Here is a 20,302-nt window from a genome sequence, read left to right on the forward strand (position 1 = left end):
CAAGCAGTAATAAGACTTTAACTAAAAAATTTATAAAGCCGTTAAGAATCCTATATTGTTTGAACGAAGAGAATTAGTAGGATTTAGGCTTTATATATTTTTTAGTTATTAGCCTTATCTGCGATGCGAAAGTTTCCCAGGATTCAAATAACACGCGGCAGATTAAAATTGATTTTAGGGCAGTCTATTTTTATTCTTCATTTAAAAGCATTTTTATAAGTTTCTCTACTCTTTCATCACATACCCTGTAATTTATCTCTAAACCGTTTCTATCCCCTTCTATTATACCTGCTGTTCTAAGCTTTTGAAGATGCTGAGAAACTGTTGATTGGGGCATATCAAGACAAGTCTGCATATAAGTCACATTACATTGTCCCTTATTTAACAATCCTTTAACAATGCAAAGCCTTACTGGATGTGCAAGTACCTTTAAAAGCTCAGCAGTATCGTTATACCTTTTATAATCCTTCTCCATAAACATTCCTCACTTCTAACTAAAAATCTTAATTGGATTAAAGTCTATATAATCAGCGGAGGTTAAAATATATTCAATACCATCAATATTTCCTACCATAACCCTGCTTAAAGCTGGTCCGTGAAGATGACCGTATATTACTTTTTCAACCCCGTATTCCTTAAATATTCTTATAAATTCTGTTTCATTAAACTTTTCATTTGTTGGAGGATAATGAACCATAGCTATAAATTTTTTAAAGCCAGCCTTAACAGCTGAATCTAAAGATAATCTTAATCTATTTAATTCTCTTGTATATATTTTTTCATCATGAGAAGTAAAATGCTCTCCCCCTGGGCAGTTCCAGCCTCTAGTACCGCATATTGCATAGTCTTCATAGCTAAAGAAATTGTTTTGTATAAAATTCATATCTCCATAAAGTGCATTAAGCTTTGAAATGCTCTGCCACCAGTAATCGTGATTTCCTTTAATAAGTATTTTAGTTCCCGGAAGCTCATGAATCCAATCCAGATCCTTTAAACCTTCTTCCATCTTCATAGACCAGGATATATCTCCGCCAATTAAAACTGTATCTTCTTTTTTTATCTTATCAAGCCAGTTACTTTTAATCTTCTCATCATGCCTATACCACTTCTCACCAAAAACATCCATTGGTTTATCACCGCTAAGAGCTAAGTGAAGGTCTGATATTGCATATAGTCCCATGCACTTCACCGTCCTTACTTGTTTCTATCCTTATCCATTACAAAAGCTATAATTTTAGCCACAGCTTCATATAGCTCTGCTGGTATATTGTCTCCAACATCTACATTTGTTAAAAGCTCAGCCATTTCTTTATTATAAACTATTGGAACATCATTATCCTCTGCTTTTTCAATAATTTTGTCTGCAATAACGCCCATACCTGCAGCTGTGACTATTGGAGCATTATATCCGCTTTCATATTTTAATGCCGCTGCCTTTTTAATCTTTTTCATAATTTACACCCTTATATTTATACTATTTATGCCGCTATCGTCAAAAAAATCACTGCAATTAGAAAGGTTTACTTCTGCTTGTTTTTCGGTAACGTCAATAAAAGCATTATAGCCTAATTCTCTGAGCTCATTTAATATTATATTCTTGCCAGAATCAAGAAGCTTAATGCTGCTCTCTTCACATTTAATATCTATATTCATACTTCGCTCTCTTACTTTAACATAAGCATCCACTGTTCCTATATTAACAGTTTTTACGCTTACAACCAAGCTTACATTTTTAGAATCTATTTTTTTCCCTGACTTTCTGTCATCTTTTATTATAAGCCTGCAGGGATATTCTTCTTTTCTTAAATTTATAGGAATATCCATATAGTAATATTGATTGCTTAAAGAATTAAAGACTTTAAAATCATTAATATTTTCTTTAATAGAAGCAAAAACCTTGCTAAAGGTTTCAGAATCAGCCTCCATATCTTCTTTAAGTAAGTTTTTTATTATAGTTTTTATTTCCTCTGTTTTATCAGAAAGCTGCTGCTTTACTTCAGCCTCTATTTCACTTCTATTTGAATTGACATTATTTTTATGCTTAATTTCGGTGTGCTTTATCTCATTATCTTGAATCTTGATATTATTTACATCATCTTCAGCTGCAGTAGAATCACCCTCAGGTTTCTTTATAGGAACTTCCTTAGTATCAGTATTCTGCTTTTTATCTACATCATCGCTCATTATTTTTTTTAAGTCCTCATAAAGTTTTATATTTTCAGAAGATAGATTGCCTTCCTCCATATCCGCTTCTAATACTTTTAAAATGCTGTAAACTTTATCTTTTTGTTCTATAATCTTCTTGTCATTGCTCTCTGCTAAAAAAGTATTTTCTTTTACAGTTTCATTATCTGATACTGCCATTTTCTTTGTAACTTCAAGCCCACTTGCTTTTTGGGCAATATTCTTTACTTCTTTATATACTACAGAATTCTCATTAACTAACTTCTTAAAGCTCTTTATATTATCTTCATTGATATCTATATTATTTTCAAGCATAGTGAAAATATCATCCTCTGATAAATTCTTAAGCTCATCAAAAAATCCTTTTAATATATTTTGGACATTTTTGCCCTTTTCACTATTTATATCTATATTTTTATTTGAAGTATATTTTAATATAAACTTATCTTCTTCGCTGCTATCACTTAATATTTTATTCTTAAAATCTATTATTGTCTTTACTTTAGAAATATTTTCTCTTGTTAGAGGCATATTATGCTTAATCATTTTCTTTAAAGTATCATAATCCTCTTTGCTTATATCAATATTGCTCTCTAAAAGCAAATCTTCTAAAGTATCCTTATTTATATCTTCATTTTCATCTTTTAAGTTTACCAATTTTATCTGAAGCTTACCGTCTTTAAAGCCTTTCACCTGAAATCTTACTAAACCGTCAGGAACAAAATCCAATGGCCTTTGAAGCTTTGCAGGAAACTGCCAGCCATCTAAAAGCTTCAGTATCAATTCTTTATTTTGCTCACTTATAGCAGCAACTCTGGCTGTAAACACTTGTCCAATTTCAAAGCTTAATTTACTGGAAACTCTTTTAGGATTTATATTATAAGCTCCTATAATACTATTTATTCCTGCCACACTTCCACCACCTTCATATTCCATTATTTAATTATCGTATAATTTTAATAAAACCTTAAGCTAATGAATATACTAATAAAATTATCGCAGGCTGAGCATAAAGACCAAAAGCAAGTGTAGAAAATAATATTTTAATTTCATTGATAACTTTGCCCATGTTCTTGGCGAAGCAATGCTGAAAAGCTTAGAGCCTCTCTTCTGAGCAAGCTAAAAGTATTTTAAGTTAACTAAAGATATTTTGAAGCCTACATCTATTAAAGAAACAAGAATCCAAAGCGAATTTATAGAGGCTATTAGCTTTTCAGCATCGCAAGCATTAGAACATACGCAATGGAATCATAAAGTAAAATATTATTTGCTACACTAGGCTCTAAGGTCTTTACCCCACAGCCTGCGGCCATTTTATTTTGCAACTTACTTATTTGTTTCATAAAAAAAACCGAGAAACTCGGTTTTTTATTCTATAACTATTTTATTGTAGTTTTTCTTTCCTCTTCTTACAAGCATGCTTCCATCTTTGAAGTGCTCCTCTGTTACAACCATATTGATATCTGTAACCTTAACATCATTTACAGTTAATCCGCCCTGCTGAATCAATCTTCTGCCTTCTCCTTTAGATGGAATAACCTTTGCTGCTGTAAGTATATCTAAAATAGTAGAGCCCACTAAGCTGCTGCTTATTGAAGCAGTTGGAACATTCGCCATGTCTCCGCCGCCTGCAAATAATGCTTCTGCTGCTGACTTAGCCTTTTGTGCTTCTTCTTCTCCATGAATAAGCTTAGTAACTTCATAAGCAAGCACTTTCTTTGCTTCATTTATTTCAGCACCTTCAAGTGCTCCAAGTCTTCTAACTTCATCCATCGGAAGGAAAGTAAGCAGTGCAAGACATTTTTCAACGTCGGCGTCGTTAACATTTCTCCAATATTGATAAAAATCATATGGAGAAGTTTTTCTGCTGTCAAGCCATAAAGCACCGCTTTCAGTTTTACCCATCTTTTTGCCTTCACTGTTAGTTAAAAGAGTGCAGGTCATAGCAAAAGCAGGCTTATTTTCTTTTCTCCTTATAAGATCCGCACCGGCAAGCATATTTGACCATTGGTCATCTCCACCAAGCTGCATAACACAGTTGTATCTTCTGTTTAATTCAAGAAAATCATAGCCCTGCATAAGCATATAGTTAAACTCTAAGAAGGAAAGTCCCTTTTCAAGCCTTTGCTTAAAGCACTCTGCTGTAAGCATTCTGTTTACAGAAAAATGAACCCCTATTTCCCTAATAAAATCTACATAATTCAAATTTAAAAGCCAATCTGCGTTGTTTTCAAGTATTGCTTTTCCATCGCTAAAGTCAATAAATCTTTCCATTTGAGCTTTAATGCATTCTACATTATGAGCAATATCTTCTTTTGTAAGCATCTTTCTCATATCTGTTTTTCCTGATGGGTCACCAACCATTGCTGTTCCGCCGCCTACTAAAGCAACAGGTCTATGTCCTGCTCTCTGCATATGTGCCATCATCATCATTGCAATAAAGTGTCCTACATGCAAGCTGTCAGCAGTTGGGTCAAAGCCTATGTAAAATGTTATCTTTTCTTTTTCCAATAATTCTTTAATTTCTTCTTCATGCGTAAATTGTTTAAGAAATCCACGCTCAATAAGTGTATCGTATACGCTTGCCATTATTATCTCTCCTTTAGTACATATCTTCTATATACAATGCAAAAATTCTATACATTTTGCTCGGCATAATGCAAGAATTTTAATGCTTCTATATAGTATATAGTTAAAATCATATTTTATCAACATTTTAGGAGATAATTAGGAGAATTTATTCGTAATATGGAATGCATAAAAAAATGATTATGCGTATATTGTACAAATTATCATTTTTATGTTAAAATTTAGTATATAATATATTTTTGAAAGGAAGTTTTAACATGCAGAGCTGGAACTTTAAGTCTCTAGTACTTTGTAATGAAATAAACCTAAATAAAATAGCTGCTCATTTTGGGATAAATAAAAAATTCAAATGGGAGGATCCATTAGTACTTCAGGATAGCACTTTAAAGGGGTTAGTTAACAACTTAGAAAATAAATACGTATATGTATATTATTATGGTTCTATTGTATTTATAAATATGGAACATCATGAAATGATGGATATAGTAAACTATCTTAAAAACGTTGATGAAAACTTGAAAAATAATTTTCCTGATGAATACATAGATGAATACAGGCTTGAGGTAGATCAAAGCTATGACTATATGCTATATAATGACTTAATGACTTCAAATGAATTTGCACCTTATTATTTAGATATTTTATCCTCAGTGCTTGCTAAGTCTACTTCTCTTAGAAAAATTGAAACTGATACTGATAAGCTTCTTGACAGTATAGAAAATGTAATAAATTATCTTGATACAGGTAAGTTTAATATGTCTGATGAAGAGATTGCCAAAACCTCTGCAAAGGTATTAAGATTTAAATATCATACAATTTCTAATCTTATGCTTCTAGATAAGCCTCGTTCAGCATGGGACAATGAAGACATTGAAAGCTTCTTTATGCAGGTTACTGAACTATTTGATTTTAAGGACAGATATCAAAAGATAACTCGTAAAACTGAAGTTCTTCAAGACATTACAGATGTATTTGCATCTTTAACTCATGAAAAAAGAGGTACTAAGCTTGAAATAATGGTTATTGTACTTATTTTATTTGAACTTTTAATTGCTTTTGCTGAATTTATTTTTAGGATCCACTAAAATCTTAAGGCTGCACAGATTGTGCAGCCTTTTAATTTATGCCACGTATTTTTTTATAAATTCCGGAACTTCCTGTTCCTCATGATTTATATTTATATAAAACTCAACATTATATTCGCTCGATAACCTTTCTAGATCAAAAAACAAATGTGCCGCATCTTTAATATTTCCCTGGACAATATTAAACAATCCATCAATGCAGATGGTGTCCACATCATAATCCTCAGAAATTATGCCGCACAAGAATCCATATAGGCAGTTATAGTCTTTTAAGCTGTACTCATTTGTTACTATAAATCTAATACTTCTGTCTAAGTCAAATAAATGTCTTTTGTCATCGTCGATATACACAACATGTCCTTTAGTGTTTAAAATCTTGTCGTTTGCCAAATTAATTAATGCTTTAGTTTTTCCTGAACCTCTCTTATTGCAGAATACATGAATCATTGTTACCACCCCTTCAAGTTATTTTTAGGTGCTATTTTCTACATTATATAATATTCAGAATATTTATTCAATATCCTTACTTATAATGTTTCTTAATAAATTGTTAACGTTTTATTCTGTCAGTTCCCGGGTAGACTACTTTAAAAAAATCAGAACTTAATGAATTAATGAACATAACCTTGCCGATATTTTTGAATGCCATTTTCATCTTGCTAAAGCCTCTCTCTTTTGTAACAAATCTGTTTTTATCATCAAGAGCTATAAGCTTTTCATAAATCCACATATTTCTTTTTACGTAATTATGGCTGCTTATATCCTTGCCTTTTACAAATATTCCTGGGCTTATAACACTAATGCTGTCATGTCCTAATACTATTTCTATTTCCTTATTAAAGATTGTGTAGTCTCTATACAAAACTGCGTTTTTTACACCTTCGTATACGGCTTCTACGGGATAATCAACAGGAAGGAGTCTTTTCAGAGTTTCTTCACATGTATCAAGCATAGAAAGTAAGTCGCCTCTTATTATAATAACTTGGGCTTCTTCTCTGTTTATCTTGTTAATTATTCTTATCATATTATGAGAAATATATACATTATTTGCCTTAGAAAATACTAAAATTCCACCGAGAGTCCCAACGTATTTTCCAAGGTCTCTGTCAAAATTAATAATACCTGCATTTTCCATAAGGGTATTTCTATTTTCTTTGTTTGATTCTATTCTGTGAAAAGAAAAATATCTATCCACAAGCTTTGTGTCAAAACATTCTACGCTGCTTCTTATGATTGGGCATAATTCTATATTAAGCACAAGGCTTTCCTGAAGTGCTGATGCTATTTCCTGCTTCCTCATAGTGTCTGTAGTAGAACCCCTTCTTATATAAAAGGCTCCATTTTCTCTTAATTGATAAGGTTTTTGCCCACCATCATAAATTGTTATTATGCCAACAGTTTTCTCTTCATAATCAATTGTCTCATAAACAACTGGAATAGGAGGCTCGCAGCGAGAACTTATTATTTGCTGTATTTGCTCTTCATTATAATTCTTTTTTTCTATGCCTACTACTTTTTTAGTCTTATCTTCAACTCCAATTACTATATAGCCTCTGCCGCCCTTTGAATTTGCTATAGCACAAACATCCTTGGCAAGTTCTTTTTTTCCGCTTTCCATATCTAACTCTAGTTTCTGCTTAAAGTCCAATTTAATACCTTCATCTTTTTTTATTAAAGTTTCAAGTCTTTTAATATCCATAGTTAAGAGCCTTCCTCGCTTAAAATTATAATGTATATATTTTATTATATTATCCTTTACCCATTTAAAGATACCTTTATATGTTAAAAGACGGTGAACAATTCACCGCCCGGTTTTATATACTTATCACTATATTTTTACCACTATTTTTTGCTGAATACATCATTAAATCAGCAAGCTTTAAAACTTCTTTTAAATCTCTATGCTCTTCATCATAATAGCTTATCCCAAAGCTCGCAGTTACTATTACCTTTTGGTCATTATAATAAAGAATATTATCGCTTATTTTGTTCCTTATATTTTCGATTTTCTTAAATACCATATCTCTGTCGTGAACATCATCTATATAAATTATTATTTCTTCGCCGCCATATCTTGCAACTATATCGCTTTTATCAATGTTTTCGCTTATTATTTTTGCTATCTGGCATAATGCCTCATCTCCAAACTGATGACCATATACATCGTTTGCCTTTTTAAAATCGTCAGCATCCACCATAACTATAGCAAAGTTCTTATGAGATGCTTTGCTGATTTTGCTTTCAACAAGCTCAAAAAAATATCCTCTATTATATATTTTAAGCAGTGAATCCTTTATAGAGCTTTCCTTAACCTTTTTATATAAAAGGCTGTTTTCTAGAGCTATAGCAATCTGATTAGCTATAGATGTAATAAATTTTATGTGGTCATTGCTAAAGAAATCTCGAATCCCATGCTCTACAATAATATATCCAATATATTTTTGTCCTAAAACCACAGGAACACCGATAACTGAATGAATATTAATCCTTCCACAGCTTTTGCAAAAGGGATCCTTCTCGCAGTTCACCACAAAAGGCTCTCCATTTTCAATTTTGCTTCCATATTCCTCATGATAAATCTTGAAACTGCTATCATTAATATTGGTAGCTTTAAGTACCAGCTTATCATCTTCTTTTAAATAAATAGAAGAATAAGTGACTCCAAGTATACCTATAATCATATCATTTATAATAGGTATTAGATTGTCATTACTAATATTTGAATTTATATATTTGCTTATTTCTACTATATTAGAAATTGAATCAAGCTTTTTTTCCAGCTTAATGTTCTTTTGAGTAATAATTTCTATTGTGTTATTAGTAAATCTTTTATAACTCTCAAACTCTTTCTTCAGCTCTCCATAATTGCCTGCCTGCAATTCATATTCCTCTGCTTTTCCCTCATACCCCATAATGTTCCATACCATCCCAACTATTTTCATTTTTAATTACCATTTATTTATAATTATTCTACGAAGATTTCAAAACTCCTGCCTTTAATGAAAACTTATTCATGTATTATTGACCAGTTATTATTTACTGATGCTTCAATAACTTTCCTTTCTAAAATATAGTTTGCTAAAAGCTCCGAAACATCTGTAGAAATGTCTTTTATTACAGGCTTGTTTTGAAACATAGTATATTCTCCTCCGCCGCCTGCTCTATAGTTGTTCATTACCACATCATATTCTTCATCCATCTCAATTTTCCTTCCATTTTTCAGAAGCTTAACAATTCTTTCACCAATAGGTTTTGAGATGTTTATTGTGTACTCAATACCTTCCCACATATCATAATTATAATGCTGTGGTTTCGGATTGGAAAACTGAGGATTCACCCTTATCCCTCTTCCATCATATTTATCAAAATAAGAAGCGCTTCTTTCTAAAGCCTCCTTTATATCTCTGCCGGTTATTTTTATAACTCTTAAGGTATTTGGGTAAATATAATTTGAAACAATGTCTCTCATCGTTACATCACTCGGGAAACCCGGAGAGTGATTATCAAACAATGCTGTATTTGAAATATCTGCTCCGGAACACTCCATTTGAACCTTGTTTATAAATTCAATAAGAGCATTATCCTTCGTTCTTACAGCCATAGGATCTTTAACTCTCATATCTCCATTTATTTTTCCTATTGGCTTATCAAGCCACCTTTGAGTGTCAGCTTCGTAGTTTGAAACCATATCTATAATCTCTTTATCCGACTCTACTCCTTTTGAAGAAATAATCTCAGAATTCTTATCTGTGACTTCCCATTTTCCATTACTTTTTACAAGTGTTATTTCAGCCTTTCCGATAGTGAATCCTTGTGCACCAGGCTGAAGTACAAGTACTCCATTTATTTTGGTTCCATAAATAGATCGATGCTGATGCCCTGTTAAGAGCACATCAATTCCTTTTACTTTTTTACAGAGTTCATAGCCTTGATTTTCGCCGGTTAAGTTTTCTGTAGGAAGTCCTGTTTCAACATCTCTTTCAAAACCGCCATGATAACTAACAACAACTAAGTCAACTTTTTCTTCTTCTCTTAAAAACTTAACATATTTTTCTGCGTAGGCTACAGCATCCTCAAACTTTAAACCTTCAATATGTTTTGGATTTTCCCAGTTTGGTATATATTTTGTAGTAAGTCCTAATACACCGATCCTTACGCCTTCTTCAAATTCCTTTATAAAATAAGCTCTACCTGTATATAAGGAGGAATCTGTTTCTTTTATTATATTTGCAGAGAGCCATGGAAAATCTGATTCCTCTATGGCTCTTTTTAAAATCTCATTTCCATAATTAAATTCATGATTGCCTATAACTGCAGCATCATACCTAAGATAATTCAAAACCTTTATAACCGGGTTCATATCTTTATTATCTATTCTTGCATAATAATATGTCAGGGGAGTACCTTGTATCAGATCTCCATTGTCTATCAAAAGTATATTATTATTCTTTTCTTTTTCCTTTTTTATAATAGTAGAAAGTTTTGCAAGCCCCAAATCTCTTTCCTTATTATCAGCATAATTAATAGGCATAACACTCCCATGAATATCACTCGTCTCTAGAATAGTTATTTTAACTTTATTGATCATTAAACTCTTTCCCCTTTCAGTCCAAATCACTATATACATATTATTTTACAAAATTTTATTTATTATATCTTGGTATCTATACTTAGATATTTATGTATTAATATGCTAAACCTGCTGCAAAGTATATATTTTTTCAACTTGCACATTCTATAATATACCATAATTTATACAAACAAATGAAAGGCAGGAGAATTTTATGCTAAATTTTAAAAAATACGTTACCTTAGGCTTAGCTTTAGCTGTTACAGGTACAGTATTAACCGGCTGTGGCCCTAAAAAGGAACAGACTAAAACAGCTTACACCCCAAAAGAATTAAAGGTTCAATTCGTTCCCTCTCAAGCTGCTGAAACCTTGGAAGCAAAGGCAAAACCTCTTGAAAAACTTCTTGGGGATAAGCTTGGCATTCCTGTAAAAGTAAGTGTTTCTACTAACTATAATACTATAATTGAAGCAATGTCCTCCAAGCAAGTTGATGTAGGTTTCTTGCCGCCTACTGCTTATGTGCTTGCTCATGATAAAAAAGCTGCTGATGTGCTTCTTCAGGCTCAGCGTTATGGAGTAAAGGAAGATGGCTCAAATACAGACCAGCTTGTAGACAATTATAAAGCAATGATAGTTGTTAAAAAGAATTCCACAATTAATTCAATCCAGGACTTAAAGGGTAAAAAAATAGCCTGGCAGGATGTTACCTCGACAGCCGGTTATATATATCCAGCTGCTGAAATGAAAAAGGCTGGTGTTGACCCCGAAAAAGATGTTCAGGGTGTAACTGTAAAAGGTCATGATAAAGGAGTTATTGCAGTATTAAATGGAGATGTAGATGCCGCCGCTGTTTTTGAAGATGCAAGAAATAATGTAAAAAAGGATTTTCCTAATGTATTTAATGATACAAAAGTTATATATCGTACTCAAGGGATACCAAACGACACTATTGCAGTGCGTTCAGATATGGATGAAGCATGGAAGGATAAAATTTCACAGGCTTTTATTGATATAGCAAAAGACCCTGATGGTCAAAAGATAGTTAAGGACATTTATACTCACGTAGGCTACGTAAAATCCAGCGACAAAAACTTTGACGTAGTTCGCGAATATCAGAAGGCTGTAAGTTCTGGAAAATAAGTAAAAATAGCTGCTGCCCGAAAAACAGCTTAACCATATTGCATATCATTTGAATTCTAGGAAACGTTCGCTTCTACGTATTCAAATAACACTCTATGTTTAGCTGTTTTTCGGGTGGCTTCTTTATACTAATTTTTTGCGTATTGTCCCTGATATTATATCAATTAGAGTAACCATTACAATTATTCCAAGTAGTATAATTCCCACTCTGCTCCAGGCTCTGGCTTCTAATGCAAATATGAGAGGAGTACCTATACCACCAGCTCCTATTATTCCTAAAATGGCAGCCGAACGAACGTTTATCTCGAATCTATAAAGACTAAAGGAAAAGAATTCAGGAAGCACCTTAGGTATTATTGCAAACCAAATTCTTTGAACTGCATTTGCCCCGCAGGCTGTCAAAGCCTCAGCAGGCTTTAAATCCATATTTTCTATAGACTCACTGAACAGTTTTCCAAGCATACCTATAGAATGAACTCCAAGTGCAAGTACTCCTGCAAAAGCTCCTGGTCCTACTGCCTTAATAAATAATATAGCCATAACAATCTCTGGAAAGGTTCTTATAAAACTTAATAAAAACTTCCCAAGTGCTGTAGCAGGTCTCCATTTAATCATATTTTGAGCCGCTAGAAAAGCAAAAGGAATGCATAAAATAGCTGACACAAAAGTACCAAGAAAAGCTATGGCTAGAGTATCTAAAAGACCTCTAAGCAAATCTTCTCCTTCCTTAATATATACATAAGACCAGTCAGGATGAAACAAACCTCGGAATATGGCTCTTGTTATTTCACCTGCTGTAGGCTTAATGCTTTGAAAGCTTACTCCTCTGAAAACCCAAACATATATAAGTACAGTTATTATTAAAACTGCAATTGTCTTTAATCTGTTTTTAGGCGGCTTTTTAATTGCTTCTGTCATCACAGTAATTTCTCCCTTATACTTGCGCTTATAAAGTCAATGAGCAGTACTAATATTAATGTAAAGATTATAATTGTTGAGGTCTGGTCATATCTCAGCCAATTTAAGGTTCTATCAAGATATAAGCCTATTCCGCCCGCTCCAACAAGACCAAGCACCGCAGCTGCTCTTACATTGATTTCAAAAGTATAAAGGACATAAGACATAAACTGTGGGAGCACCTGTGGCACAACAGCAAAATGTATCCACTGAAGTTTATTCGCTCCAGCAGCAGTCATAGCCTCTAAAGGCCCCGGATCTATTGCCTCTATAGATTCATAGGTAAGTTTAGCCACAAGTCCAAAGGAAAAAAAGGTTAAAGCTAAAATACCAGCTATTGGACCTATTCCAAAAATAGCAACAAAAACAGCAGCAAATAATAGGTCAGGCACAGTTCTTATAAGGTTTAATATAAATCTTGTACAATAATAAAGCACAGCAGATTTTGTAACATTGCTTGCAGCAAAAAGAGCTACCGGCACTGCAAGTATTGCTCCAAAGGTTGAGCCCAGTATTGCCATTCGTATCGTTTCAAGCATTGGTGTCCATATATTTGAAAAATAACTCCAATCTGGTGGAATCATCTGGGAAAGAAGCTTACCCATTTCAGGAAATCCACTGAACAATTTCGGAAAATTAGCCTCTGTTTTATAGGCACTGGCAATAAGAAGAATAAAAAACAGTATAAAATTAAGCAGGCTCTTAAGCCTGGAGGGAGGTTTTATAATACTAGTCTCACTCATAGTCTTCCCCCTCTCCAATCATTTCATCTTTTCCTATGGGGCGTCCATAAATTTCTGCAAACACTTCATCTGTTGCAGCTTCTATTGGGCCATCAAAAACTAACTCCCCTGCTCTGAAACCAAGTATATGTTCAGCGTATTTTCTTGTTAAATCTATATGATGCAGATTTACTACAGTTGTTATATGAAACTCTCGGTTTATTTTTTTCAAATCCTCCATAACTTGAATGGTTGTTATGGGGTCAAGAGAAGCAACAGGCTCATCAGCAAGTATTATCTTTGCTTCCTGAGCAAGAGCCCTTGCAATAGAAACTCTCTGCTGCTGTCCTCCAGAAAGCTCATCTGCTCTTGAATAAGCCTTTTCCTTGATATTAACCCTGTCCAGTGCCTTCATGGCAAGCTCTAAATCTTCTTTTGGAAAAGCTCCAAATAAAGTCCTGATAGTAGAATGATATCCAACCCTCCCTGACAGAACATTTCTTAGTACAGTAGAACGAGTTACCAAATTGAAATTTTGAAATATCATTCCTATGTTTCTTCTGAATTCACGGAGCTCTTTTCCACTTGCTGCAGTTATGGATTTTCCATCAATAAAAATTTCTCCTTCTGTTATATCATGAAGCCGGTTTATACATCTTAAAAAGGTTGATTTTCCGGCACCAGATAATCCTACAATAACAATGAACTCGCCATCTTCAATCTTCACGTTAATATTCTTAAGGCCAACTGTCCCATTAGGATAAACCTTAGTAACATTTTTGAATTCAATCATACTGCACCAGCTTTCCTGAATACATAAGGAACCACTCTATCTTAAGTTTAAATAAACATTTAAATTGTTTTTTATATCTTTAGCTTCACGGTCAGCAGCATTTATTATGATATGATCTCCCCGAACCTGTGAATTAAAGTTTCTGAAACCTTGTGCTTTTAAATGCTCTTCTACATCGCTGGCTTTTTCATTTTGAGCAATCAATTCCTTTCTTCCAACAAGATCTTCGTTCACATACACCTCATAGCTGTCATGCTCAAGCTTTGTTTCGCTGTTATCAAAATCTGTAATATTATAAAGCACAGGAAAAGCACCATTAGAATTAAATAAATTATTACCAAACATAAAAATTCCTCCTCTCACTGGAAAATTACTCGTTAAAGCCATTTAGGGCTTTGACTTCGCCCACGGGTCAGCCTGAACTCGCTCGTTCCCACTCGCTAGTCTGACCGTAAAAGCCCATTTATGGCTTTAACCTCAATATGTAAAACTTTGCTATATACTTTCATATTCTTATTATTCCTATTTTTAAGAAATATATAATTGTAAAGCAAAGGTTTGAAATCGTAAAACTACAAAATAAAAAGACCCACAGTTTTTACACTGAGGGCGTTTTGTTATTTATTATTAAAATTATATGCGGAAACCGTATATAAAAGTGGAGTATAGTCTACTGATAAATAGGTTTTGTAATCTACAACAGAAAACTTTTTAAAACTATCAAAAATATTTATTTCTACAAGCCAAAGCTTGTTTTCTTCATCAATACCTATATCAAATCCAAGTTCCTCTGAATAATTCGACGCTTCTTCAATAGCCTTGCAGGCTTTTAAACAAAGTCTATTTGCTTTATTCATGGTTTCGTTTAAATCAAAATGAAGAGGATAATAACTTTTTACCGCTTCCTTTAGATGAAATTTAAAGTTTCTATTTAGCACATTGGTAAAAACAAAATTATTTCCTGCAACACTGTATTCAATTCCTTTTAAGTTCCAATCACCTTGAGTTATTTTTTTCATTACAAATCTAAGATCAAATAAATCTTCCTCAACCTTTGCAAGCTTAATATACTTTTGAAGTATATAATTCTTATAGTTCTCCTCTAATTTATTCAAATAACTTTCTAAGTCTACTTCTGAAGTTAATATTGATTTTATTTTTTTCTTCCTTCTACAATCTGTAACTCTAAAATTGTCACCAAGTTTTTCGATAATACATATATTTTTTTCACTTATATTTTGAGGCTTTAATACTATTTTTTCATATCGCTCAATAAACTCCATAAACTGTTCAAAATCCTCAAATATTTGTGCAGGTGGCAGGAACTGCGAAAGCTCTTCCCTATCACTTATAATTTCATACAGATCGTATTTAGTAACCCTATTTTTTATCCCCATAAGCTTTTCTCACTCCTATCTGCATTTGCTATATTCAGTTGTCTTCATTTTAGTATATGTTACTTGCATAAATTGGTGTAAAAACAAAAGCAATCCATCAATTAATTTTTGTGGATTGCTTTTTAAGTTCTAATTTATATGCTGTTTTAGTCGTGATTTAATTGTTTTGCATCTTAAAACCGAAGCCCATGGAATATACCCAGTTCTGTATGCTTTTATTAATATCCGTAGTGATTATATGGTCTTGGTCTTGGTCTTCTTCTCCTTCTTCTTCTAATAAATTCATTAAGTAAGAGAATAGAGATCAAATCCCTTACAGCTCCTCTTCTGCCATAACGAGGTAATCTCATATTTTCCTCATCTTCCGAGCCAAACTTGCCGTCTAAATCTGCTTCAACCTTATTATATACCTTGTCAGTCATATCTTCTATGTCTTCCATCATAGGGCACTTCTCAGTTCCATGCATATGTTCATGCATATCACAGTGCTGCTTTATATATGGCATGATAAAAATATAAATTTTGGGATACATCATCTTCATCTGTTCTTCTTCCATATCCATCATTGGCTGCTGCATCATATGTGGCTGCATTGGTTCTTCCATCATTGGCTCTTGCATCATTGGCTGCTGTTCCATTGACTGCTGCATTGGCTGATAAAACATAGGTTCCTGCGCCAGTGGAATCTCCATTGACGGCTGTTCCATTATCGACTGTTGCATCATAGGTTGCTGCATTGGCTGTTGCATTGGCTGTTGCATTGGCTGTTGCGTAGGTTGCTGCATCTTTCTCATCATCATGCAATTATAGCATGGCATCGATTCATAATTATACACACGAAAACCCCCAAATAAAATACTCTAATTTTACACACAATATATAGTATGATGAAATTTTTCAATGTGTTACAGCTTTTTATAAAATAAAATGGAGCTGTTTTCAGGACAGCCCCATTTTTAATCTTCATCTTCAAGCTTTCTTCTTGCTTTATTAATATTTCTCTCATCAAGGCCTGTAGTGCTCATTATTTCGCCCATTCCTATGCCTTTATCAAGCATTTCCTTGGTGTCTTCCATAGCTACTTCATGCTTTTTCTTATCCTTATCCATAGAATCAGTACCTCCTATAGTTTAAACTTTTCTAAAAGAAAGCCTCGAAAAATTTCGAGGCTTTCTAATATGTTCTCTTATAGTCCTTTTTCGTAGGATTCAACCATTCTTTTAACCATTTGGCCGCCTACTGATCCTGCTTCTCTTGAAGTTAAATCTCCATTGTAACCTTCTTTAAGACTAACTCCTACTTCTCCTGCAGCTTCCATTTTAAATCTGTTTAAGCCTTCTTTAGCTTGTGGAACTAAAACTCTATTACTTCTGTTTGACATGTGTGTGTCCTCCTTTGTATTTAATATTTGTTTTGTTGTCCTATGGTACTAACAGTATGTGCCGTATAGAGTTTTATATTCTATGGAAGTTAAGGAATAAGTAGAAGAGGTTTCCATATTATAAAAACTTATGCAAATATGTTATTTCTAAAAAAATAAACTCTGCAAAAACTTGAAAGCTTTGCAGAGTTTATTTGGTGCACCATCAGGGATTCGAACCCGGGACCCACTGATTAAGAGTCAGTTGCTCTACCAACTGAGCTAATGGTGCATATTAACTTGTCCAAAAATATTATATTAAATTTATTATTTAAAGTCAACTAATTTCTAGGTAAACTTTACAAAAAAATTAGCCGGCAGCAAGCCAGCTAATTTTTATTCTTCTTGAGGATTAAACATAGTAGTTATTAAATTATGAAAATTATTATTTGCTTTTTCACTGCTTATTCCGATAGCTGTATTAATAATATCGTTAACCTGCTCGGAATTTAAGCCTTCTATTTTCTTTGTTATAGAATCTCTTAACGGATGATCAGGCAAATATCTGTCTATAGCTGATCTTATTCTGTCAATACTGCTGTCAGTATGTGTATCAATACCATATGCTGCAATACAATTAACAAGTTCTATAGCTTCCTTTTCTGTAAATAATCCTTTCCATGTATCCAAAAAAATCACTCCTTTTTTTCATATAGCTTTATCTTATAACCATTAAGTTTTTTTATTCATGGCATTTATTACTACTTAAAATAAACATTCACTTTAAGGCGCGTATTTATAAATATAGTAATAAATTTTAAATTTTTTATAAGGAGATGAGAATTTAGTATTAAAAGCAAAAAACAACTTAGATTCAGAGTTTCTCGACATATGGGATGATGAGGAGGACGGATTTACTGAAGGTGAAATAAATACAGACAAGGTTCTATCAACTTTCAACTTTGGAGTAAATTCAACAGCAAGCGAAAATAAATCTTTAGCTTCTATAAAAGATTATCTTAAATTTTCAAACACATTAAAAAAAGGAGTACCGCTTGATACTCCTCAAAACTATCTCACTGAAAGATCTGTAACATTTCTTTCAGTTATCTGAGCTGAATGTTTAGCTATTAAATCTCCTCCGGTTGAAGAAAATATATTTCCTGCTATTATAGTATCCATAACAACAGACACTTCCTGCTGACTTATATTATCATTAACACCTGGAAGTATAATATTGGCTCTTGCGCCTTCTTCATTTAAAAAAGTCATTACTAAACTTTTATCTGCCACTTAGATTTCCCCCTTTCTGTTAGAATCACTGAGTAGTTTAGACCACTCACTTCCGCTCGTAAAATACTCGTTAAAGCCCATTTAGGGCTTTAACCTCCTTAATCCTCGATTAGTTTAATTACTGATTAACTAAAACACTTTCGTCACTTTTTCCTACACTGACAAACTCATTCTTTAACAGGGAGCCTAAAGCTGTTCCTATTTCAAGAAGCTTGTCAGGAGCTGCTGTCACTTTTACATTTGAAAACTTTTTAGCCTTTATAATGTTCTTTCCATTTGAATCAACTACTGAATTTAAAATAAATTACTAAGAAATGTGTTTGGATTAGCTTTATTATAGACATAAACTTACGGTACGGCAGAATAAAAAAGTTGCAGCAAAATAGCATCCCTAAACGGTTTTTTAAGCTATTTTGCTGCAGCACCTTTTTATGCGGATTTTCTATCATCATTACCGCTAAGCTTAATTGAAAGTATAGTAGAAAGCTGGTTTATTGAAGCAGCCAGGTTGTCTATTTTACTTTCAACTCTAATTAAAAGATAAGCGGCAACTGCAATTGGAAAGCCAACATTTGCCACCGCCTTTAAAAAATCTTCCATGGTATCCCTCCTTCCTGCCTTAATAACAAATATGCAGGAGAGCAAAGGATTTTGGAAGATTTAGTGGTAGAAGGTAATAAGTTTTATAATTATCTTTGAGATTTATTTTATTTGATTTTATTTTTTTCAAATTTAAATTTTTTATAAAGAATATCTTTTAAAACTAATACCGTGTCCTCATCATTAAAATTAAATTCGTTTTTGCAGTCATCATACAACTTCGATAACTTTTCACAATAAGTATCTATTCCTTGCACACCTTGATAGGAAGCCAAAATCGGATATTTTTTACTCCATGCACCAGTCCAGTCAATCTCATCAACTATCATTTCGATGCTTGTAATATCACCGTTAAGATTACTTCCGCTAATGAGATAGTCATAACTTACATTATAAAGCTTACTTAGCAATTTCACTTTAATTAACTCGGGAACTGTTTGGTCAGTTTCCCACTTGCTCACTGTTTGTCTTGATACATCTAATTTGTCAGCAACATCTTCCTGAGATAACCCAGCCTTTTTACGTAAATCTAGTAGTTTATCACCTAATGACATAATGATCACCAGCCTTTCAATTATTCCAAGTTAACTTGTAGGTACAGTATACTTAAAATTGAAATAGTTTTCTACCAAGCAAAATTGGAACTTTGTCAACTAAACTTAACATCTTAATGCATTTAAGCTAATATAAATACTTTTTACTATGGAATTTCTTACGATAACAACAGCTAATAAATAAATTGCCATTCCCGCAATTCCAATTACAAGATATTTATTAACTCCATGTTACCGGATAATCCAAATGGTTTGGCAGTTTCGTATTTCTATTTCCTTTAGCAGAATTAATTTGTCCTTGTGTTAAAAAAACAGCCTCTCTTAAATCAGCATTACTAAAATTCGTATCTCTTGTATCTGCTCCTAAAAAAACTGTTCCGTCAAATATGCAACTATCAAAATTAGTTGCAATTAATAGCTTCATGCTCAAGTCTAATCCACTCATATCTTTTTTCTTGAAGTTTCTTCCTAAGAACTCTGTTAACCTCTTATTATCACTATTCTTAAAACACTTTGTAATAGAATCACAGACTTGCTTTAAAATGATATTAACTTTATTTCTATAACTTTCAATGTCAATCTCAAGGATACATTGTGGGGTAGAATTACATAAGGCTTCATTTTCGGTAATCAAATTTTCAATATCACTCCATAATTCTTTTGCTAGAATTATTATTTTTGATTCCTCTAAAAAGTAACGTATTTGATGTAATTGAAAAATAATTATAAATATATCAAATATTTCTTTTGATTGCTCCTGTGATGTTTGCCATGTCTCACCTTTATAAATATATTGTGTTACATGTTGTCCTGCCCCAAAACAATCATATCCTATGCAACCTTTCATATTACGTTTTTCCAATTCATGATGAATATCACAACGATAATCATTTCGTAGTTTTGTACAAGGCTTGCCTGCTTTTTTATTCTCTGGAAAACCATCTATTTTTGAAAAAAATAATGCTGTACAACATAAACCACTGCATTTTGAACAATCTACTTTTAATTGCTCTAATCTTCTCTTATTTTTTTCATGTATTTTCATATTTTAATCTCC

Annotated in this window: 26 protein-coding genes and 1 tRNA gene; 2 read left to right on the forward strand and 25 right to left on the reverse strand. The window is 32.8% G+C overall.

Translation table 11 applies throughout. The features are described from left to right. Positions 1-190 precede the first annotated feature (190 nt). The 5 genes from JK636_RS13645 to tyrS form a co-directional block, all read right to left on the reverse strand. Positions 191-475, reverse strand: a complete 285-nt coding sequence (locus JK636_RS13645) for an ArsR/SmtB family transcription factor (protein ID WP_202749563.1) — start codon at positions 473-475, stop codon at positions 191-193. Between the two features lie 15 nt (positions 476-490). Then, positions 491-1,180, reverse strand: a complete 690-nt coding sequence (locus JK636_RS13650) for a metallophosphoesterase (protein ID WP_202749564.1) — start codon at positions 1,178-1,180, stop codon at positions 491-493. A gap of 14 nt (positions 1,181-1,194) precedes the next feature. Continuing rightward, positions 1,195-1,452: an EscU/YscU/HrcU family type III secretion system export apparatus switch protein gene (locus JK636_RS13655; protein ID WP_202749565.1), complete on the reverse strand. Its 258-nt coding sequence runs from the start codon at positions 1,450-1,452 to the stop codon at positions 1,195-1,197. Positions 1,453-1,455: 3 nt separating this feature from the next. Beyond that, positions 1,456-3,096 (reverse strand): hypothetical protein, encoded by a 1,641-nt coding sequence (locus tag JK636_RS13660; protein ID WP_202749566.1) that lies wholly within the window; start codon positions 3,094-3,096, stop codon positions 1,456-1,458. Between the two features lie 456 nt (positions 3,097-3,552). After that, on the reverse strand, positions 3,553-4,773 hold the full coding sequence (gene tyrS, locus JK636_RS13665) for a tyrosine--tRNA ligase (protein WP_202749567.1): 1,221 nt from the start codon (positions 4,771-4,773) through the stop codon (positions 3,553-3,555). A 257-nt stretch (positions 4,774-5,030) separates the two neighbouring features. On the opposite strand from tyrS, the gene JK636_RS13670 reads away from it, so the two are divergent. Further along, positions 5,031-5,858: an RMD1 family protein gene (locus JK636_RS13670; RefSeq protein ID WP_202749568.1), complete on the forward strand. Its 828-nt coding sequence runs from the start codon at positions 5,031-5,033 to the stop codon at positions 5,856-5,858. A 36-nt stretch (positions 5,859-5,894) separates the two neighbouring features. Here the strand turns inward: JK636_RS13670 and JK636_RS13675 are convergent, their stop codons facing one another. The 4 genes from JK636_RS13675 to JK636_RS13690 form a co-directional block, all read right to left on the reverse strand. Beyond that, positions 5,895-6,305, reverse strand: coding sequence for a hypothetical protein (locus tag JK636_RS13675; protein WP_202749569.1), 411 nt, complete (start codon positions 6,303-6,305; stop codon positions 5,895-5,897). A gap of 103 nt (positions 6,306-6,408) precedes the next feature. Next, the gene (locus JK636_RS13680) at positions 6,409-7,557 is read right to left on the reverse strand and encodes an AlbA family DNA-binding domain-containing protein (protein WP_202749570.1); all 1,149 of its coding nucleotides are present in this window, start codon (positions 7,555-7,557) and stop codon (positions 6,409-6,411) included. A 115-nt stretch (positions 7,558-7,672) separates the two neighbouring features. Further along, positions 7,673-8,800, reverse strand: a complete 1,128-nt coding sequence (locus tag JK636_RS13685) for a sensor domain-containing diguanylate cyclase (protein ID WP_243428231.1) — start codon at positions 8,798-8,800, stop codon at positions 7,673-7,675. 65 nt (positions 8,801-8,865) lie between these two features. Beyond that, the gene (locus JK636_RS13690; RefSeq protein ID WP_202749571.1) at positions 8,866-10,446 is read right to left on the reverse strand and encodes a bifunctional metallophosphatase/5'-nucleotidase; all 1,581 of its coding nucleotides are present in this window, start codon (positions 10,444-10,446) and stop codon (positions 8,866-8,868) included. A gap of 196 nt (positions 10,447-10,642) precedes the next feature. Here JK636_RS13690 and JK636_RS13695 point away from each other — a divergent pair, with 196 nt between their 5' ends. Further along, positions 10,643-11,569, forward strand: a complete 927-nt coding sequence (locus tag JK636_RS13695; protein ID WP_202749572.1) for a phosphate/phosphite/phosphonate ABC transporter substrate-binding protein — start codon at positions 10,643-10,645, stop codon at positions 11,567-11,569. Between the two features lie 123 nt (positions 11,570-11,692). Here JK636_RS13695 and phnE (JK636_RS13700) read toward each other — a convergent pair whose 3' ends face one another. The 16 genes from phnE (JK636_RS13700) to JK636_RS13775 form a co-directional block, all read right to left on the reverse strand. After that, positions 11,693-12,487: a phosphonate ABC transporter, permease protein PhnE gene (gene phnE, locus JK636_RS13700; protein ID WP_202749620.1), complete on the reverse strand. Its 795-nt coding sequence runs from the start codon at positions 12,485-12,487 to the stop codon at positions 11,693-11,695. Then, positions 12,487-13,269 carry a phosphonate ABC transporter, permease protein PhnE gene (gene phnE, locus JK636_RS13705; RefSeq protein ID WP_202749573.1) on the reverse strand — a complete coding sequence of 261 codons (783 nt, stop codon included), beginning with the start codon at positions 13,267-13,269 and terminating at the stop codon, positions 12,487-12,489. Before phnE (JK636_RS13705) ends, phnE (JK636_RS13700) begins: the two co-directional genes overlap by 1 nt. After that, on the reverse strand, positions 13,262-14,041 hold the full coding sequence (gene phnC, locus JK636_RS13710; RefSeq protein WP_202749574.1) for a phosphonate ABC transporter ATP-binding protein: 780 nt from the start codon (positions 14,039-14,041) through the stop codon (positions 13,262-13,264). Before phnC ends, phnE (JK636_RS13705) begins: the two co-directional genes overlap by 8 nt. Positions 14,042-14,077: 36 nt before the next feature. After that, positions 14,078-14,386 carry a hypothetical protein gene (locus tag JK636_RS13715; protein ID WP_202749575.1) on the reverse strand — a complete coding sequence of 103 codons (309 nt, stop codon included), beginning with the start codon at positions 14,384-14,386 and terminating at the stop codon, positions 14,078-14,080. 272 nt (positions 14,387-14,658) lie between these two features. Further along, positions 14,659-15,438, reverse strand: a complete 780-nt coding sequence (locus JK636_RS13720) for a YheC/YheD family protein (protein WP_202749576.1) — start codon at positions 15,436-15,438, stop codon at positions 14,659-14,661. A gap of 218 nt (positions 15,439-15,656) precedes the next feature. Continuing rightward, complete coding sequence (locus JK636_RS13725) at positions 15,657-15,917, reverse strand: hypothetical protein (RefSeq protein ID WP_202749577.1); 261 nt, start codon at positions 15,915-15,917, stop codon at positions 15,657-15,659. Position 15,918: 1 nt separating this feature from the next. Beyond that, complete coding sequence (locus tag JK636_RS13730; RefSeq protein WP_202749578.1) at positions 15,919-16,242, reverse strand: hypothetical protein; 324 nt, start codon at positions 16,240-16,242, stop codon at positions 15,919-15,921. A gap of 152 nt (positions 16,243-16,394) precedes the next feature. Beyond that, positions 16,395-16,547, reverse strand: coding sequence for a hypothetical protein (locus JK636_RS13735; protein WP_202749579.1), 153 nt, complete (start codon positions 16,545-16,547; stop codon positions 16,395-16,397). Positions 16,548-16,624: 77 nt separating this feature from the next. Then, a complete protein-coding gene (locus JK636_RS13740) occupies positions 16,625-16,819 on the reverse strand; it encodes an alpha/beta-type small acid-soluble spore protein (RefSeq protein ID WP_202749580.1) in 195 nt (64 codons plus the stop codon). A 195-nt stretch (positions 16,820-17,014) separates the two neighbouring features. After that, positions 17,015-17,090: transfer RNA gene (locus JK636_RS13745), tRNA-Lys, on the reverse strand. A 104-nt stretch (positions 17,091-17,194) separates the two neighbouring features. After that, positions 17,195-17,488: a hypothetical protein gene (locus JK636_RS13750; protein ID WP_202749581.1), complete on the reverse strand. Its 294-nt coding sequence runs from the start codon at positions 17,486-17,488 to the stop codon at positions 17,195-17,197. 381 nt (positions 17,489-17,869) lie between these two features. After that, positions 17,870-18,091, reverse strand: coding sequence for a DUF2922 domain-containing protein (locus JK636_RS13755; RefSeq protein ID WP_338025781.1), 222 nt, complete (start codon positions 18,089-18,091; stop codon positions 17,870-17,872). 118 nt (positions 18,092-18,209) lie between these two features. Next, positions 18,210-18,392, reverse strand: coding sequence for a DUF1659 domain-containing protein (locus JK636_RS24150; protein ID WP_202749622.1), 183 nt, complete (start codon positions 18,390-18,392; stop codon positions 18,210-18,212). 128 nt (positions 18,393-18,520) lie between these two features. After that, positions 18,521-18,691 (reverse strand): YvrJ family protein, encoded by a 171-nt coding sequence (locus tag JK636_RS13765; RefSeq protein ID WP_202749582.1) that lies wholly within the window; start codon positions 18,689-18,691, stop codon positions 18,521-18,523. A gap of 107 nt (positions 18,692-18,798) precedes the next feature. Further along, complete coding sequence (locus JK636_RS13770) at positions 18,799-19,245, reverse strand: helix-turn-helix domain-containing protein (RefSeq protein ID WP_202749583.1); 447 nt, start codon at positions 19,243-19,245, stop codon at positions 18,799-18,801. Positions 19,246-19,465: 220 nt separating this feature from the next. Next, the gene (locus tag JK636_RS13775) at positions 19,466-20,290 is read right to left on the reverse strand and encodes a pentapeptide repeat-containing protein (protein WP_243428232.1); all 825 of its coding nucleotides are present in this window, start codon (positions 20,288-20,290) and stop codon (positions 19,466-19,468) included. Positions 20,291-20,302 lie beyond the last annotated feature (12 nt).

This window comes from Clostridium rhizosphaerae (genome assembly GCF_016765585.1).
GTDB lineage: Bacteria > Bacillota > Clostridia > Clostridiales > Clostridiaceae > Clostridium_AT > Clostridium_AT rhizosphaerae.

What these genes read in the sequence shown, in the direction of transcription:
- JK636_RS13775 (WP_243428232.1), bottom strand. Translation starts at nt 20,290, where the DNA reads ATGAAAATACATGAAAAAAATAAGAGAAGATTAGAGCAATTAAAAGTA.
- JK636_RS13675 (WP_202749569.1), bottom strand. Translation starts at nt 6,305, where the DNA reads ATGATTCATGTATTCTGCAATAAGAGAGGTTCAGGAAAAACTAAAGCA.
- JK636_RS13740 (WP_202749580.1), bottom strand. Translation starts at nt 16,819, where the DNA reads ATGTCAAACAGAAGTAATAGAGTTTTAGTTCCACAAGCTAAAGAAGGC.
- JK636_RS13650 (WP_202749564.1), bottom strand. Translation starts at nt 1,180, where the DNA reads ATGGGACTATATGCAATATCAGACCTTCACTTAGCTCTTAGCGGTGAT.
- JK636_RS13680 (WP_202749570.1), bottom strand. Translation starts at nt 7,557, where the DNA reads ATGGATATTAAAAGACTTGAAACTTTAATAAAAAAAGATGAAGGTATT.
- JK636_RS13715 (WP_202749575.1), bottom strand. Translation starts at nt 14,386, where the DNA reads ATGTTTGGTAATAATTTATTTAATTCTAATGGTGCTTTTCCTGTGCTT.
- phnE (WP_202749573.1), bottom strand. Translation starts at nt 13,269, where the DNA reads ATGAGTGAGACTAGTATTATAAAACCTCCCTCCAGGCTTAAGAGCCTG.
- JK636_RS13655 (WP_202749565.1), bottom strand. Translation starts at nt 1,452, where the DNA reads ATGAAAAAGATTAAAAAGGCAGCGGCATTAAAATATGAAAGCGGATAT.
- JK636_RS13695 (WP_202749572.1), top strand. Translation starts at nt 10,643, where the DNA reads ATGCTAAATTTTAAAAAATACGTTACCTTAGGCTTAGCTTTAGCTGTT.
- JK636_RS13725 (WP_202749577.1), bottom strand. Translation starts at nt 15,917, where the DNA reads ATGCATGAACATATGCATGGAACTGAGAAGTGCCCTATGATGGAAGAC.
- JK636_RS13670 (WP_202749568.1), top strand. Translation starts at nt 5,031, where the DNA reads ATGCAGAGCTGGAACTTTAAGTCTCTAGTACTTTGTAATGAAATAAAC.
- JK636_RS13770 (WP_202749583.1), bottom strand. Translation starts at nt 19,245, where the DNA reads ATGTCATTAGGTGATAAACTACTAGATTTACGTAAAAAGGCTGGGTTA.
- JK636_RS13765 (WP_202749582.1), bottom strand. Translation starts at nt 18,691, where the DNA reads ATGGAAGATTTTTTAAAGGCGGTGGCAAATGTTGGCTTTCCAATTGCA.
- phnC (WP_202749574.1), bottom strand. Translation starts at nt 14,041, where the DNA reads ATGATTGAATTCAAAAATGTTACTAAGGTTTATCCTAATGGGACAGTT.
- tyrS (WP_202749567.1), bottom strand. Translation starts at nt 4,773, where the DNA reads ATGGCAAGCGTATACGATACACTTATTGAGCGTGGATTTCTTAAACAA.
- JK636_RS13735 (WP_202749579.1), bottom strand. Translation starts at nt 16,547, where the DNA reads ATGGATAAGGATAAGAAAAAGCATGAAGTAGCTATGGAAGACACCAAG.
- JK636_RS13645 (WP_202749563.1), bottom strand. Translation starts at nt 475, where the DNA reads ATGGAGAAGGATTATAAAAGGTATAACGATACTGCTGAGCTTTTAAAG.
- JK636_RS13690 (WP_202749571.1), bottom strand. Translation starts at nt 10,446, where the DNA reads ATGATCAATAAAGTTAAAATAACTATTCTAGAGACGAGTGATATTCAT.
- phnE (WP_202749620.1), bottom strand. Translation starts at nt 12,487, where the DNA reads ATGACAGAAGCAATTAAAAAGCCGCCTAAAAACAGATTAAAGACAATT.
- JK636_RS13685 (WP_243428231.1), bottom strand. Translation starts at nt 8,800, where the DNA reads ATGAAAATAGTTGGGATGGTATGGAACATTATGGGGTATGAGGGAAAA.
- JK636_RS13720 (WP_202749576.1), bottom strand. Translation starts at nt 15,438, where the DNA reads ATGGGGATAAAAAATAGGGTTACTAAATACGATCTGTATGAAATTATA.